At 32.9% G+C, this 17,990-nt stretch carries 10 protein-coding genes; all 10 read left to right on the top strand.

Features of this window, described 5'->3' with window-relative positions:
- The first annotated feature begins 12 nt into the window (after nt 1–12).
- The 10 genes from HMPREF2984_RS00330 to HMPREF2984_RS00285 all read left to right on the top strand — a co-directional run bounded on the left by HMPREF2984_RS00330 (nt 13) and on the right by HMPREF2984_RS00285 (nt 17,987).
- Nucleotides 13–243 (top strand): hypothetical protein, encoded by a 231-nt coding sequence (locus HMPREF2984_RS00330; RefSeq protein WP_001078452.1) that lies wholly within the window; start codon nt 13–15, stop codon nt 241–243.
- Nucleotides 221–1,828, top strand: a complete 1,608-nt coding sequence (locus HMPREF2984_RS00325) for a CD1107 family mobile element protein (protein WP_000837518.1) — start codon at nt 221–223, stop codon at nt 1,826–1,828. Before HMPREF2984_RS00330 ends, HMPREF2984_RS00325 begins: the two co-directional genes overlap by 23 nt.
- A gap of 91 nt (nt 1,829–1,919) precedes the next feature.
- The gene (locus tag HMPREF2984_RS00320) at nt 1,920–3,626 is read left to right on the top strand and encodes a DNA topoisomerase 3 (protein ID WP_070669976.1); all 1,707 of its coding nucleotides are present in this window, start codon (nt 1,920–1,922) and stop codon (nt 3,624–3,626) included.
- Between the two features lie 55 nt (nt 3,627–3,681).
- Complete coding sequence (locus HMPREF2984_RS00315) at nt 3,682–4,629, top strand: DNA cytosine methyltransferase (protein ID WP_218969686.1); 948 nt, start codon at nt 3,682–3,684, stop codon at nt 4,627–4,629.
- A gap of 9 nt (nt 4,630–4,638) precedes the next feature.
- Entirely contained in the window at nt 4,639–12,990 is an 8,352-nt protein-coding gene (locus HMPREF2984_RS00310; RefSeq protein WP_070669972.1) for a DEAD/DEAH box helicase family protein, read from the top strand.
- A gap of 49 nt (nt 12,991–13,039) precedes the next feature.
- On the top strand, nt 13,040–13,699 hold the full coding sequence (locus tag HMPREF2984_RS00305) for a DNA-binding protein (RefSeq protein ID WP_070669987.1): 660 nt from the start codon (nt 13,040–13,042) through the stop codon (nt 13,697–13,699).
- A 147-nt stretch (nt 13,700–13,846) separates the two neighbouring features.
- The gene (locus tag HMPREF2984_RS00300) at nt 13,847–14,068 is read left to right on the top strand and encodes a helix-turn-helix domain-containing protein (protein WP_000033212.1); all 222 of its coding nucleotides are present in this window, start codon (nt 13,847–13,849) and stop codon (nt 14,066–14,068) included.
- Nucleotide 14,069: 1 nt separating this feature from the next.
- On the top strand, nt 14,070–15,092 hold the full coding sequence (locus HMPREF2984_RS00295; protein WP_070669970.1) for a DNA cytosine methyltransferase: 1,023 nt from the start codon (nt 14,070–14,072) through the stop codon (nt 15,090–15,092).
- A 13-nt stretch (nt 15,093–15,105) separates the two neighbouring features.
- Nucleotides 15,106–16,062, top strand: a complete 957-nt coding sequence (locus tag HMPREF2984_RS00290; RefSeq protein WP_001291624.1) for a HaeIII family restriction endonuclease — start codon at nt 15,106–15,108, stop codon at nt 16,060–16,062.
- 41 nt (nt 16,063–16,103) lie between these two features.
- Nucleotides 16,104–17,987, top strand: a complete 1,884-nt coding sequence (locus HMPREF2984_RS00285; RefSeq protein ID WP_000431720.1) for an ATP-binding protein — start codon at nt 16,104–16,106, stop codon at nt 17,985–17,987.
- Nucleotides 17,988–17,990: the final 3 nt, after the last annotated feature.

The raw sequence follows: 17,990 nt of genomic DNA, 5'->3' as shown, positions 1-17,990 counted from the left end.
GGAGTGGAAAATGTGAATAGGGAACTGAATACTGTTAATAAAAAAATTCAAAAATTATTAGATAAGAAGGCTCAGATCGATAAAGATTTAGAGCCTTTATTTATTCGTAAAGAAGAACTATTAGACCAAGAATATGTAGTGATTTGTAGAGAGAACAATATCACTCTTGAGGAATTAGTGAAGATGTTCAAAGAGAAAAAAGAAAAGGAGAAATATAGTAATGAAAAGCAAATTGAAGAATAAGAAAGTATTGGCCGCACTTATTGGAGCAGCGTTACTTTTGGTTTCAATTATAGGTGTGATGACTGTAAATAAGCAGATTGTATTTGCAAAAGATGGAACTGTACTTTCAATGCTTAATCCGATTGAAGCTCTTGCAGAAACGGAAGAGAAATTTGAAGTAAAGATTAAATATGTATTTTCAGACGAGAAAGTATTTAAAGAGGAAATTATAAAAGCGGATAAAGGACAAATCCTTGATAGTGGTGATTTGCCAATGTTACCTGACGATATGAAATTCATTGATGATTTTCTTTATTATGAAGTCAAAGGTGATGGAAAAGATGAGATTATCCGTAAGATTGAAAAGATTGTAAAAGATAAAGCAACTCAGACTGAAAATGAGAAAGATAAAGAAAAGAAGCTTGAGGAAGTAAAACAGGATAAAGCCACTCAAACAGAAGAACCTAAGAAAGATTCATCAGCTCAAACTGATATTACTAAAAATGATTTAGATAAGATGGATAAGGAGTCTAAAGAATTAAAAGAAAAGGTAGATAATCTTAGTAAGGAACTTAAGGATAAAGACAAGCTAAGTGATAAGCAAAAAGATAAAATCAAAAATCTTGAAGATGAAATTGAGTCTTTGGAAAAGAAAATCAAAAAGGACAAGGACTCTGTTGATTCATCGAAAGAAAATATTGAGCTTAAAAAATCTATTGAAGAGTTAGAAAAGAAGACTAAGGAACTACAGGAAAAGCTCAATTCCATAAATAAGATAGGGACTAATTCTAATTCAACTATCTCAAATCCAGTACCGAAAAATAACGAATCTTTTAGCAAATTTATTCCAAGCACACCTATAAATACAGGAAAAGGTAGCGATGCTTCTGGTAATAGTTCAACGCCAACATCTAAGATAGAAAATAAGGTAGAAACTAAGTCGGATAAAAAAGAGGAGAGACAGGAAATCCGTTATCCGAATAAGCTAACACCTAAACAGACTTCAAGTAATGGAGATACGTCTTCTATGGATGGAACAAGCAAGTCAGCAAATACCAATAAAGGAGTAGCGTCAGCACCATCAAAAGCAAGAGGAACCGTTACAGAGAATAAGGATAATGCAAACAAAGATTATCCAATTCACCACAACGATGGTAAAGATAATAAGTCTACGGATATGTATTCAGCAGACGCAAGACAGTTTGTAACTTTTACGACTAAAAATGGGAAGACTTTTCATCTAATCATTAATCATGATGAAAATAGCGAGAATGTAATGCTTTTAACGGAAGTTTCAGAAGACGATTTATTAAACATGGTTGAAAAGAAAGAAACACAAAAGGAGATTGTAAAGGAAGAACCAATAAAAGAAGAACCTAAACCAGTGAAAAAAGAAGAGAGTAGCAATATGGGAACATATTTAATTTTGATTCTTGTTGTAGCTGGAGCATTAGGAGCAGGTTATTACTTTAAGGTTGTTAAAAAGAAAGAGAATGAAGAGCTTGAAGCATTAGAAGATGATGACGATGATTTTTTCTCAGAAGCTGATGAAAGTGAAGAAACATCAGAAATAGAGGTTGAAGAAATCGAAGAAGATGAAGAATAAAATACATCATAAATTATATGATTTTGGGTGCAAGTTAAAGGCGAGGGAGTATTATCTTTCGCCTTATTTTATTTGAAAGATTGGAGATAATATGGATTTAGTTATTGCAGAAAAACCAAGTGTAGCTATATCAATTGCAAAGGTAATAGGAGCTACAAAAAAGAAAGATGGATACTACGAGGGAAATGGATATAGGGTATCCTGGTGCGTGGGTCATCTGATTCAGATGGCAAATCCTGATAGCTACGATGAAAAGTATGCTAAGTGGAATATGGAAGATTTACCGATTATTCCAAGTGAATATAAGTATGAGGTTTCAAAATCTACTAAGAAACAATTTAGTGTCTTGAAGAAACTATTGAATGATAAAGAAGTAGAGAATGTAATAAATGCTTGTGATGCTGGTCGTGAAGGAGAAAGCATTTTTAGACTTGTCTATAATCAAGCAAATTGTAAAAAGAAGATGAAACGACTTTGGATTTCATCAATGGAAGATAGTGCAATTAAAGATGGTTTCAATAACTTAAAAGATGGAAGTTACTACGATGATTTATTTGAATCCGCCAAGGCAAGAGCGATTGCAGATTGGCTAGTCGGGATGAATATTAGTAGGCTTTATTCTTGCCTGTATAAGCAAAATTATAGTGTGGGAAGAGTACAAACACCTACACTTGCAATGATTGTAAATAGGGATGATGAAATCAGTAATTTCAAGAAAGAAAAATATTATACAGTTGAGCTTTCTTTAGATAAATTTTCACTTTCTACAGACAGAATTGATGACAAGACTACCACAGAGCAGCTTATCAATTTAGTAGGTAATTCCATAGAAATTACTGATGTCTTTCAAAAAGAAAAGATAACAAAGCCTGAGTTAACTTTTGACCTTACAACACTTCAAAGAGAATGCAACAAGTATTTTGGATATAGTGCGAAACAGACACTTGATTATGCTCAAAGTCTTTATGAGAAGAAGTTTATAACATATCCAAGAACTGATAGTAGATTCCTGACTGAAGATATGATTACAAGCGTCATTAATAATATCTTAGGCAAGAATGACTTTGATACTGAAAGAATTAAGATAGTGTTTAATTCTAAAAAAGTTACGGATCACCATGCGATTATACCAACAATCAGCTCATTAAAAGAAGATATTTCAACTCTTCCAGAAAGTGAAGCAAAGGTATATAGACTTATATTAAATAAACTTCACGCAAGTGTTGGATACCCTTTAGTAGAAAATACTACAAAAATTGTTGCTGAGTTTGATGGTTTTGAATTTAGTAGTAGTGGCAAAGTGATTATTGATGAGGGATTCACTAAGTATTTAAAAGAATATAAAACTAAGAAAACTGAAGATACATTACTACCAGGTGTAAAGGTAGGCGAAGTATTTGAGATAAGAAATAAAGAAGTAAAAGAGAAATATACATCACCACCTAAGCATTTTACAGAAGATACACTTTTAAAGGCTATGGAAGTAGCGGGTAATGACGCCTTAGAAAAAGGCATTGAGGTAGAAAGAAAAGGACTTGGTACACCGGCAACTCGTGCAGGTGTTATTGAAAACTTGATTTTCAAAGGTTTTATCGAAAGAGATAAAAAGAATCTAATTGCAACCAATAAAGGAATTAGTTTGGTGACTATTGTTTCAGATACTTTTAAATCGGCAGAAACTACTGCTGAATGGGAAATGAAACTATCTAATATTGCTAATGGAAAGGCGAATAAGGATGATTTCTTAAAATGTATTGAGAATGAAATAAGAGAAACAGTAGGGATATATCGTAAATAATTTTTAGGGGAATGAGAGCTAATCTTGTTCCCTTATTTTATTGGAGGTGATTAAAATAGATGAGCTAAATGTATTAGAACTGTTTGGTGGTATAGGTGCCATTAGAAAAGCTTTAATAAGGCAAAAAATATCTCATAAGACGGTGGATTATGTAGAGATAGATAAGAATTGTGTTAAAAGTTATAATGCACTTTATGGCGAAGAATTTGAGCCTAAGAGTATAGTAGATTATCATCCGCCAGATGAAAGAATAGATTTACTAATGCATGGTAGTCCATGTCAAGATTTTAGTCGAAGTGGCTTAAAGAAAGGTGGCACAAAAGGTAGCGGTACAAGAAGTAGTCTTCTTTTTGAAACAATACGAATAATAGAAGAAATGAATATAAAGCCCAAGGTTGTGCTTTGGGAAAATGTAAAGGGAGTTCTCGATAGAAATTTGAGAACTTCCTTTTTTCATTACTTAAAAGAAATGGAGAGACTAGGATATGAGAACAAATATGAAATTCTAAATGCTATGGAGTTTGGAATACCACAGAAAAGAGAGCGTATCTTTGTTGTAAGCATCTTGGGGAATAATTCTTTTGATTTTGCCAAGCTCGAAAAAACACAAGCAAGGGATATATCTGAATTTCTTGAGAAAGACACTTCAAATCTTTATGAAGTAAGGCAAGAGTCAATGCTTCGATATATAAGAGGAAAACATAAGAATAATAATTTTAGAGGAAGACTTAAAGTGATAGATAAGTTTGCCTACACCATTTCCACCAAGCAAGTGCGTATTCCTAACTCAGGAATTATTGATTTAAGTAATGGTAAATATAGATATTTAACTGAGCGAGAGTGTTTTAGACTTATGGGATTTGATGATGAAGACTTTAATAGGCTAAAAGCTATTTATCCAGGAAGAAAAGGGAAATTATCGTCAATACTATATAAACAAGCTGGAAATAGCATTGTCGTAAATGTGTTAGAAGCAATATTAAGAGAAATTTTGAAGAACTAGGAGGTAAAGATGAGGACGAATGATTTTTACAACATAATTGAGCTTGTAAAAAGAGATGTTTTAGATAGTGAAAGAGAATATCTAAAGCTCTTAAAAGTCATTGGAAATAACCAAAGATACGACTTTTTAAGTCAACTTAGTATCTATGATAAAAATTCCAATGCAACTGCTTGTGCAAGCTTTGATATGTGGAGAGAAAGATTTAATCGAACTGTTATGAGAGGGCAAAAAGGGATACCTATTCTAAATGACAGTAATGCTTTCCAAAAGGTAGGATATATCTTTGATATTAGTCAGACGGTATCGATGGATAGAAATGTTAATGAAGTGGAACTATGGTCTTTTGATAGAGAAAAGCATGAAATTGCATTAAAAGATATGATTGAGCTGCAAGGGTATGATTCAAGTGAAAACCTATCAGAGAATCTATATTCCCTTAGCAGAATATACGCGGATGAAAGCATATATGAGCTTGCGAATAATCTGAGGATTGCTGATGAAGATAGAAACTCATTTGTAAACTTTATGAGAAATTCTATTAGCTTTGCAATTTCAAATAGATTTAATCTGGATTATCCTATTCCAATGGATAACTTACAAGAAAATTTTAAGTACCTAGATAGAATTTCTTTAATGAGTGTTGGTAACTGTATTTCCAATGCTTGTAGCAATATTATTGAAGCTACGATGGTTAGAACAAGAAATTTATCTGTCAATTACGACCTGACAAAGAGTATAGGTGCCGATTATAATAAGCTTAACGAAAATAATAATGAATTAGGAGGTATGGAGAATGCTATTCGATCAAATGACGAAAGAGATGATAATGACAGAAACCGAATTTTCAGGGATGGAAAATACGGACGAGATAATTTCGATAATCAAAGAGAAGACTTTGAACAATCTGGAGGAAGAGAAGAAATTCATGGAAGAATTTCCGAATCCAATTTACGCAGTGATGAGACTGGACTTTCTTACAGAAACGAGCGAGGAGAAACACTATCAAATGCTAATAGACCTTTACAAAGAGAAGAGCCTAGTGAAACACTTGATGGAAGTTCAAAAGAGAGCCATCGACTTTATGAGGAAGGAAAAGCCGAAGATGATGGAAGCATGGAAAATAGAGAGCGAAACAAGCCCAGAATACAAGGCGATGATCTCAGCTTTAAAAGAGATGACAATCAAAGAAATAGTGGAAGATTAGAAAATAGCATTGATAAAACAAACGAGGGAGCAGAAAATGCTTCCTTTTTCTATTCTAAAGAAGATCCATACAATTTAATGACTGATGAAATGCTTGAGCGTGTTCCAAAGCTTTATGACCAAGAGCATACTAATCTAGCAGATATTCAGGTTCATGCAGCATATATCATTCCATTTAGAAGCAACTGGACATGGTATATGACGGAATATGACAGGGAAACAGGAGATGCATTTGGTCTTGTTTTAGGAATTGAACCAGAGTGGGGATATTTTAATATTCATGAGCTTGAAGAACTTAATGCTCAAAGACTTATTTTGGAAGATTTTCCAAAGACTTTTAGAGAGCTTAAAGACAGAGAATTAAAAAAGCAGATGGATGAACATGAGCTTCAGATGGTCTTTAATGGGGAACTCAGTTTTGAAGATCAAGTAATTCCTAAAGAAGCTAGCAATCAAGTAATAGATAAATTTGAAGAAGAATTAAGCCCTAATTTTGCTGAAGAAGTTGCCTCTATTATGGAAGAATACGAAGTCCCAAGAGATGTTGCAATTAGCAGACTTGCCACTAGTAAATTAGAAGAAGCTCTTCAAGGAACAAACATTGGGATTGATGATTTTAATTTTGAACAATTAGAACAGATTATGAGTGCCATAAAGGAGTACGATTTTTATGGAAATGAAATTACTGAGATTGCTGATCCTAAACTTCCTGTATGGAAGATGGAACATTTAAAATGGCTGATTGATGATTGGAACAAAGGCTTGGACGGTGTTACATCAGAAAAGATAAAGTATCTGAAAGAGTTAGACATTGAACTTGCTAAGTTTAATGTGCTTAAAGGTTATCTAATGAATGATGAAGTAAGCATAAGTCAGATTGAAGAATTTAAGGATAACATTGACTTTGTAACGATGAGCGAGTTTGTTGATAGCCTTAAATACTACGCATATAACAATCAGAATGAGAAAGTAGCAGTTAAAGTCGGTAATGAATTTATACTTGCAAGTAAAAAAGATAGCTTAGATATTAGCCTTGAAGATACTGGAAGAAAAGTAGAAGTTGATGGAGTAGAATATTCACTTAATCGAGGAGTAGATTTTAAGGAAAGCACAAAGGTTGATACGTTGATTGATAGCGGAAAATATGAAGCATATAAGATTGCTGATTATGTTGTGGAAGCTACTCAAGTTGAAGTAAAACAAGAGACACTTTTTGATTACCTTAATACAGAAGAAGATAAAGAAAAATCGTTAGATTTATCTATTGGAAAAACTGTCTACATGGATCATGAGGCATATAAAATTGATGATGAAGTGAGCTTTAATGAGATTCTAAAAAAGAATGACTTAAGACTTGCTCCTCTAAGAAATGGCAATCATATGATGCCTATAGTAAGTTTTGCAGATGATAAAGAGTTATTAGAAAAGATTAGCTTTGATAGACCTAAACTACTTGTTGGAGACGAAGTTCACTATAAAGATAAAGACTACACTATAACTCGCTTTGACAAGATGGGTGGTGGTCTTAAGACTGCTACAATAAAAGATAATGTTGAGTATCTTGGGGGAATGATTACGGGTTCAGAAGTTATTCCTTATAGATTAGAAAGTGATTTAGTAAAACTTTTTAGACTTGAGGAAAATAAACAAGAGAAAGTATCAAACTTTAGAATTATAGAAGATATTTTCCCTGATAAACTTACTCCAAGTGAAAGGTTAAATAATAATCTTGAAGCCATTTCAATGCTTAACAGAGTGGAAAGTGGAGAACGAGAGCTTGATATTACAGCACAGGAAGTTTTAGCAAAATATGTAGGCTGGGGTGGACTTGCGGATGTATTTGATGAAAGTAAGGAAGGACAGTGGAAAGAGGCAAGAGCCTTCTTAAAAGAAAATTTATCACTATCAGAATATGAAGCTGCAAGAGAATCTACCCTAACGAGCTTTTACACACCGAAAGCAGTCATTGACGGAATATATAAGACACTTTCAGGTATGGGGTTTAAACAAGGAAACATCCTTGAACCTTCAATGGGTATCGGGAACTTTATCGGTAATCTTCCAGATGAAATGAGTAAGTCAAAGTTTTATGGGGTTGAGCTTGATTCTGTTAGTGGTAGAATTGCAAAACTTCTTTATCCTGAAAGTGATGTGCAAGTGAAAGGCTTTGAAGAGACCAGTTTTTCAAATAACTTCTTTGATGTGGCAATCGGCAATGTTCCGTTTGGTGAATTTAAGGTTAATGATAGGGAATACAATCGTAATAACTTTCTAATTCATGACTATTTCTTTGCTAAATCCATTGATAAGGTGAGAAATGGTGGTGTTATAGCCTTCATCACATCATCTGGAACAATGGACAAGAAAGACGAAAGTATCCGTAAATATATAAATTCAAGAGCAGAGTTTTTAGGTGCAATAAGACTTCCTAACGATACCTTTAAGGGTGTTGCCGGAACCGAGGTGACAAGCGATATTATTTTCCTGAAGAAAAGAGATAGTGTACTTGAGCGTGACGATGACTGGGTTCATTTAGCAGCAGATGAAAATGGTCTTGTATATAATAAATATTTTGCAGACCATCCAGAACAAGTTCTTGGAAACATGAAAGAGGTAAGTGGAAGATTTGGAAAAACTCTTACTTGTGAGCCAATAGCATTTTTACCTTATGAAATAAATATGTCTTCTTTAAAAGATTGTATCGAAGCTGCGGGCGAAAGAATATCAAAAGATGCGAAGTATGAAGAGATAGAGCTGTTAGATGATGAAGTAACATCAATCCCAGCAACAGATGATGTAAAAAACTTTTCCTACACAATCATAGATGATGAGGTATATTACAGGGAAAATTCACTTTTCATTAAGAAAGAAGTATCAGACAAAAACAAGGAAAAGATCAAGGATTATCTCGAATTAGATGACGCACTAAAGAATGTGATATACAAGCAAAAAGAAGACTTTAGTGAAGCTGAAATCAAAGAATCTCAGGATAAATTAAACGCAGTTTATGATAGTTTTTCTAAGAAGCATGGTTTTGTAAATAATTTAAGTAACACAAGAGCCTTAAGAGAAGATAGTAATTTCCCTTTGGTATCTTCTATTGAGATACTGGATGAAGAAGAAAACTTTAAGGCAAAAGGCGATATTTTTTCTAAGCGAACTATCACAAAAGCGAAAGTTATTGACCATGTAGATACTTCACTTGAGGCATTGGTACTATCTATTTCACAAAAAGGTTATGTAGATTTTGATTACATGACAAATCTAACGGAAAAGGATAGAAATACTCTTATAGAAGAACTTAGAGGAGAAATCTTTCTAAATATTAGGGAAGAGAATGTTAGTTTTAATCAGAAGCTTTCTTTTGACCTAGAAGATGGTGATTTGCCATTTGCTTGTAGTGATGAAACTAACTCCTTTAAGTATACCTATGTAACGAAAGATGAATACTTAAGTGGAAATATTAGAGAAAAAATAGGTATTGTAGATAGCTATATCAATAGGTTGCGACAAGCAGAACGAATGCTTCCAGAAGAAAGTGAAAACGAAAGGGAAACACTTGTAAACGAACTAAGCAGACTGGAATATCAAAAAGCAGAACTTCAAAGAGTAATGCCAAAAGAACTTGAAGCCAGTGAAATCAATGTAAGGCTTGGTGCAACATGGATTCCACCTAAGGATATTGAAAGATTCATATTTGAAACATTAAAAACTCCAGGATATGCAAGATGGGATATTAAAGTCAAATTTTCATATTTAACCAGTGAATGGAATGTTGAGGGTAAGAGCAAAGACAAGGGAAATGACCTAGCAGAAATGACTTATGGTACAAACAGAGTAAGTGCCTATAAGCTTATTGAAGATGCTTTAAACCTAAAAGAAACAAAGGTGTTTGACCAAATTCTCAATCCAGATGGTTCAAAGACTTCGGTACTAAATAAAAAAGAAACTATGCTTGCAGGACAGAAACAAGAGCTTATAAAAGAAGAGTTTAAGAATTGGATATTTAACGATCAGGATAGAAGAAATAGACTTGTAAAAGCCTATAATGAAAAATTTAATTCTATTCGTAATCGAGAATATGACGGATCTAATTTAAGTTTTGATGGAATGAGTACAGATATTTCGCTTCGCCCACATCAAAAGAACGCAATTGCAAGAATACTTTATGGTGGTAATAGCTTGCTTGCCCATGTGGTAGGAGCCGGCAAGACTTTTGAAATGGTGGCAAGCTCAATGGAAGCTAAGAAACTTGGAATGTGTACTAAGTCATTATTTGTTGTGCCAAATCATCTTACAGGGCAAATTGGTCGTGAATTTATGCAACTATACCCATCAGCTAATATTATGGTGGCCGATAAAAAAGACTTTGAACCAAAGAATCGAAAGAGATTTATAGGGAAAATTGCAACAGGTGAATATGATGCAGTTATTATTGGGCATAGTCAGTTTGAAAAAATTCCAATGTCTAAGGAATATCAACAAAAGCACATTCAAGACCAGATTGATGAGATTATCAATTATGTAGAAGAGTACAAGCATGACAGAAATCAAAACTTTACAGTAAAAGAGCTTCAAAAGACCAGAAAAAAACTAGAAACAAGACTTGAAAAGTTAAATGATGATTTCAAAAAGGATGATGTTATTACTTTCGAAGAGCTTGGCGTAGATAAGCTGATTGTTGATGAAGCTCATAATTATAAGAACCTATATCTTTATACAAAAATGAGAAATGTTGCAGGTATTGGGCAATCTGAAGCTTTTAAATCATCGGATATGTTTATGAAATGTCGATACATGGATGAAATGACTGGTGGCAAAGGAATTGTATTTGCTACAGGTACTCCAGTATCGAATTCAATGACAGAGCTTTATACTATGCAAAGATATTTACAGTACGACACTTTAAAAAAGAATGGATTAGAGCATTTTGATTCATGGGCATCAACCTTTGGAGAAACACAATCTGCTTTCGAGTTATCTCCAGAGGGAACAGGCTACAGAGTGAAGACTCGTTTCTCTAAGTTTTATAACCTACCTGAGCTTATGAGTATGTTTAAGGAAGTAGCGGATATTCAAACTGCAGATATGCTCAATCTTCCTGTTCCAGAAGCTCATTTTAAGGTCATTAAGACTGAGCCAAGTGAAGAACAAAAAGAAATACTAAAGAGCTTGTCTGAAAGGGCTGATAAGGTGCGTAATAAGTCCGTAGAGCCTGAAGAAGATAATATGCTTAAGATTACTAATGATGGTAAGAAACTTGCCTTAGATCAGCGTTTAATCAATCCTTTACTTCCAGATGATGAAAACTCAAAGGTTAATGTATGTGTTAAAAATGTATTTTCTATTTGGGATAAGACAAAAGAAGAAAAATCAACACAACTTCTATTTTCAGATATGTCTACACCAAAGGGTGATGGCAGCTTTAATATCTATGATGATATTAGAGATAAACTTGTGGATTTAGGAATACCAAAGGAAGAAATTGCCTTTATTCATGAAGCCAATACCGATAAGCAAAAAGATGAACTCTTTGCAAAGGTAAGAAAAGGTGAAATTCGTATTTTAATGGGTTCTACTCAGAAAATGGGTGCTGGTACAAATGTGCAAAATAAACTAATTGCAATGCATGATTTAGACGTACCATGGAGACCTGCTGACCTTGACCAGAGAAGTGGTAGAATTGTTCGCCAAGGCAATGAAAACAAGGAAGTTAGTATCTATCGTTATGTTACAGAGAATACATTTGACAGCTACTTGTGGCAGACGATAGAGAATAAGCAGAAATTTATTTCACAGATTATGACTTCAAAGACTCCTGTTCGTGTTGCAGAAGATGTAGATGAAAGTAGTTTGAACTATGCTGAGATTAAGGCACTTGCTACTGGTGATCCAAAGATAAAAGAAAAGATGGATTTGGATAATGAAGTTACGAAACTTAAAATGCTTGAAGCAAACTATAAGTCGAATCGATATAGATTAGAGGATAAGGTTGCAAAGACATATCCTGAAGAAATAGCAAGGACTGAAAATCTAATTGAAGCAGTGAAAAAGGATATAGAAAATGTTGAGACACAAGGAAGTGGTGAAAATAAATTCACCTCTATCACGATTAATGGCGAGATAATTCGAGATAAAAAGATAGCTGGAGAAAAGCTCTTAGAAGCGATTAAAGGTGTAAAAATTAATGAAAGTAAGGTTATAGGACAGTACCGAAATATGGACTTAGAGGTAAGCTATAATTTCTTCACCAATGAACATAATTTTACTTTAAGAGGTGCTACAAACCATTCAGGAGAACTTGGTACAAGTGCAGATGGTAATATTACAAGACTAGATAATGCTATTGATAAAATGCCAGAAAGGTTAAATCGTCTTGAAGAAAAACTCATTAGCACAAAGGAACAACTGGAAAATGCAAAAGAAGAATTAACAAAGCCTTTTGAAAAAGCAGATGAGCTAAAGACAAAAGTATTAAGACTTGCAGAATTAAACAAGCTACTTGATATGGGAGAAGTGGAAGAAAAAGAAAATCCTAATCCATTACTTGAAGATGTAAAGAGGGCTATTGTAGATTTTTGTAAAAGGGAATATGAAGATGATAGTTATGACTACGAAAACTTTAATAATCTATTTCCTGACCTTGCTCATATTGGAATTGCATATACTACTACACCAGATGAAAAGCATGAAATCCAATATGAAATTAGCTTAGAAGATTTTACAGCTACTCAATATATCAATGGAGAATCAATCACAAAGATTGATTATCTCAAAGACCTTGGAAGTGAAGAAAAGGCTTTGGAATTTCTAAAACAAGAAATGGAATATGGAGACTTTGGAGAGTTTGTATCTATTGATGATAATGACCTTAAAAAAGCATTAGGTCTTGAAAGAGATGACGATGGTAATATCTATGATCCGCTTGCAGAAGATTTGGACAATGATGGTGTGTCAGATAGATACGATAATGACTTTAGAGACAGTGATTACTTTGAAACTACTTATGATGTAGAGGATAATATTCACACAAGGGCAGAAAGCAAAGAAAAGGTATCTGAAAAACCATCTATTTTAGGGCAAATTAAGTCATATCAGTCACAAGAAAAACAAGCAGAAACACGAGAAAATAAATCAAAAGAACACGATGAACGTTAAGGGGCTTACAAGCTCCTTTTCATTTTTAGTAGAAAAATGGAGGTATATTATGAACTACAAAGAAATGAGAAATACACTAGAACAAATGGCAAACGAAAATCACGAAGATTTTGCAAAGGCACTAATTAGTTTTGAAAAAGGAATCAATGATAAAGATGCCTTGGACAAGTTATACCAGGAGTATATGGATAATGACAGTATGAGCCTACTTAATGATGAGTTTGATTATTTGATTGATGAACTTAGAGAAAATGGACAGATTAAAGAAAGTGCAGCAATCGAAAAAGAAGATAATAATCTGGTGAACATTGTTGGGAATGTCGTAGGTGAGATTGAAACAATTGAAAGAGAAAATAAAAATGGAGAAGCCTTTAAAGTAGTTAATTTTTCGGTTGTGTCAAAAGATGATGAGGGAAATAAGACTTATACAAATTGTTCGGCTTATGGAGATAAGGGAGATATACCAAAGAATTTTAAGCAAGGTGACTTTGTAAAGATTTTTGGTCAGGTAAGAACATCCATTGACGATAATGGAAAGGAACATACTAATGTTAGAATACTATCGTCTAAGCTTTTAAAAGCAAAGGAACAGATGAAGAAGCAAGAAGAAAAGAAAGAATCAGTACTTGGAGTAATAAAGAAATATAAGGCTGAAGAAAAAGCAAAACCTATGGAGAAGAAAGAATCTTCAAAGGAAACTGAAAGATAAGAGATGTCGGTGTGGTCTTGGGCTGCACCGATTATTTTTTTTGCAAAACCAGTTCGAGAAAAGGGAATAAAAGTGTACTATAAGTACTAGTTTTGTGGTATAATAGAAGCGATATGATTTTAACAAGAAAATGACTGGAGGTTAGTCATGTCAAAATTCAGCTATAAAAAATTGTTTAAAAAATTGATAGATAAAGATATGAAAAATACTGAACTTATGAAAAAAGCAAAAGTGAGTAAAAGTACATTCTATAAAATTAAAAATGGTGATAATGTCACAACTGACGTGTTACTAAGAATCTGTAATGTATTGGAATGTGATATTTCAGAGATTGTAGAATGTGTTAATGATTCTTCGGAGGAAATATAAAATGAATTTAATTAGCTTGTTTTCAGGAGCGGGAGGATTAGACTTAGGCTTTGAAAAAGCAGGGTTTAATGTTGTAGCTGCTAATGAATACGATAAAACAATTTGGGAAACATATGAAAAAAATCATGATACAAAACTTATTAAGGGAGATATTTGTGGTATTCCTTCAGAGATATTTCCTGAATGTGATGGTATTATCGGAGGTCCGCCATGCCAGTCTTGGAGTGAGGCAGGGTCATTAAAGGGGATTGATGATCCTAGAGGACAATTATTTTATCAGTACATACGCATTTTGAAAGATAAAAAGCCGAAGTTCTTCTTAGCAGAAAATGTTAAGGGCATGATGGCGAAAAGGCATAATAGTGCTGTTGAAAATATTGTTTCTCAATTTGAGGAAGCTGGTTACGATGTTTTCATTCATTTGTTAAATGCTAGTGATTATGGTGTTCCTCAGGATAGAAAAAGAGTTTTCTATGTTGGATTTAGAAAGGATTTAAATATCAAATTTGAACCACCTAAACCATACGAGTCAAAGTTGACTTTTAAAGATGCGATATTTGATTTAAAAGATTCGGCAATTCCAGCATTAGAAAAAAATAAGACAAATGGTGATAACTGTAAAGTTTTGAATCATGAATACTTTATTGGTGCCTATTCGCCAATATTTATGAGTAGAAATAGAGTTAGACAATGGGATGAACAGGCATTTACGGTCCAGGCATCTGGTAGACAGTGTCAACTACATCCGCAAGCACCAGTTATGCCTAAAGTAGGAAAAAATAAAAATATATTTGAACCTGGTAAGGAAACACTATATAGAAGATTAACCGTGAGAGAGTGTGCAAGAATACAAGGATTCCCAGATAATTTTAAATTCTATTATACGAATTTGAACGATGCATATAAAATGATCGGTAATGCTGTTCCTGTGAACTTAGCGTATGTTATGGCTGAGTCAATTTTAGAAGCTTTGCGTAATTCTAGTTCAAATTTGAGTCTCTTAAAAACAGGCACAGATAATTAGGCGGAGGTAATCTATGAGTGAAAAAAGTAATAATCAAGGAAGGGCATATGAGTTTTCTTATTTAACTACATTGTTTGAAGAAATATCAAAAGTTCGTCCGGCAAAGATAGAAAAAAACAGTAGTTTTTATGCTGCAGAACGTGCATGGAATACTTTAACCGATTCTGAAAAAGCTATATACAAGATTAGTGCATTAGCTGGAGTAAATACTATATTTGAACTTGAACCGTTGATTTTAGATGATGGATTAGATGAGTTGGAATTGAAAATTCAATCAGATGATAAAGGTAAAGAAGGCGATGTAAGAGATGTACTGATTATTAGACGAGGTATTGAGTGGGAAATTGGTCTTAGCGTAAAACACAACCATTTTGCTGTAAAACATAGTAGATTATCTAAAAATTTAGATTTTGGAAAAAAGTGGTATGGAATAGATTGTTCTGAGCAATATTGGAAAGATATTAAACCAATATTTGAATATCTTGATTCTGAAAAACAAAAGGGTTCTAAGTGGAGTGAATTACCTAACAAAGAAGACGATGTATATGTTCCTTTATTAAATGCATTTAAAGGGGAACTGGAGAGACAAAATTGCTTGTTTGGTAAAGATATTCCTAGATTGATGGTTGAGTATTTGCTTGGAGAATTTGATTTTTATAAAGTAATTGGGATTGATAATAAAAAGATAACTCAAATTCAAAGCTACAATTTGAGAGGAACGTTGAATAGACAGGGTAAAAAGCGTAAAAGAAGCGTTGAATTGCCAATATCAACACTTCCAACAAGGATTGTTAGCTTGGAATATAAACCAGACAGTAAGAATACATTGGAACTATACCTTGATGGTGGTTGGCAATTTAGTTTCAGAATTCATAATGCTTCGACTAAGGTTGAATCAAGTTTGAAGTTTGATATACAAATTATAGGTATGCCTACAACAATTATATCGATAGATTGTAGATGGAAATAGGAATGCTAGGAGGGTCTGATAGTTTTATCAGATGTAATGTTATGGAAAATAGTGGATTTAAAATAAAATTTGATAAGAATACAATTGATCATCTAGGTATTAAGTTGTATAGCAAATTTCCCCCAGTAATTGCTGAACTTATTTCTAACTCATATGATGCAGATGCTGAAAATGTTGTAATAGAAATAGATTACAATAATAAAATTGTTACAGTTACAGATGATGGAATTGGAATGAATCACGAGGAATTGAATGAAAATTTCTTGAAAATTGGTAGAAATAGAAGAAAAGCCGAGGGAACTGGATTATCTAAAATTAAAGGCAGAAAAGTAACCGGTAAAAAGGGACTTGGGAAATTAGCAGTATTTGGAATAGCAAACACAATTGAAGTTCATTCGATAAAAGAAGGAATAAAAAACGCCTTTAGTATGAACTACGATGAACTTAAGGCTGAAATCAAGGATGAATATAAGCCAAAGGCATTATATGAAAATGAAAAAACAGATGAGCTACCTCAAACACAAGTAATTATTAAAGAGATAACTCAAAAAAATATTATGGATATAGACACTCTGGCATATAATTTATCAAAAAGATTTTCGTTCTATGATTCTGATTTTAAAGTGGAGTTAGTTGATTTAACATCGGATAGACGCATTGAAATAACTAAATCCATATATTTTGAGAAATTAGATAAAGAATTTGACTGGAATTTCCCGGATGATTTTGAAAGCGAGTTAAGTCAAACGGAATGGTTTGAATGGTTGAAATCTCATAATGTTTCAGGTAAAATTTTTACAAAAAAAACACCATTGAACAAATCGGAAGCAGGTTTTTACATTTATGTAAGAAATAAACTTGCTGCTGAGAATGATTTTTTTGATGACAGAGCGAATGATACGTTTAATGGATATGTTACTGGATATTTTAATATAGATTTTATTGATGATTCAAATGAAGCTGATTTTATATCCACAGATAGAAAAAACATTTTATGGGAAGCGGATGAAGATACAGCTAAATTAAAACAATATCTTAATAAATTAGTATCTAAAGTTTCAAATTCTTGGAGAAAAAAGAGAAAAGATAAGAAAGAAGAACAGTTGCAACTTCCTGAAGATTTTTTTGAAGGAATGTCAAAACTCGAGATATCTAGTATAAATAAAGTTAAAGATACTTTAATTGCTAACTCGATAGAAACTGATAATATTGACTCGTTGAAACGAATTTTAGATAGCATGAAAACATTATATAAATTTGAAAGTTTTCAAAATTATATTGCCGAGTTAGATGATGAAGATTTAACGGTTGATAAAGTGGAAAAAATTACTACAGATTGGGAATATATAGAATCTAAAGAGTTGGCTAAAATATCAATCGGACGTATTAAGGCAATTGAACAGTTCGAAAAGTATGTAAGAAATGATGCAAGTGAAACAAAAGTTATTCAACCTTTCTTAGAAAAATTTCCATGGATATTGGATCCAAGGATTACAACATTTGAACGAGAAGTTACCTTCAAGAAGATATTAAAAGAAAATTTTCCAGATACAGAACTTGAAGAAAAAAATAGAAGACTAGATTTTCTTTGCAATTTAGTAAATGGCGAATTGATAATAATTGAATTAAAGAGACCAAGAATAAAAATTTCGTTAAAAGAAATTAGACAAGCAAGGGAATACGAAAGATTTTTGCTGAAAAATCATAAAGAGAGTATTGCAAACGGTGTTAAAACATTTTTGATTTCAGATAGTTTTGTGATGGACGATGAGACGACAGATTTTTATTCGTCTTTGGAAGACACAGGCAAACTCTATATTAAATCGTATTCAGATTTACTGCAGCAGGCAAAGCAATACAATAAAGATTATATAACTAGGTATAAAGAGATTGAGAGCATTTATAAACCAGATAAAGAAGTATAGTGA

The organism is Streptococcus sp. HMSC066E07, assembly GCF_001814695.1.
Taxonomy (GTDB): domain Bacteria; phylum Bacillota; class Bacilli; order Lactobacillales; family Streptococcaceae; genus Streptococcus; species Streptococcus hominis.
Note: the sequence above shows the minus strand (reverse complement) of the source record. Positions and strands in the feature narration are given on the sequence as shown.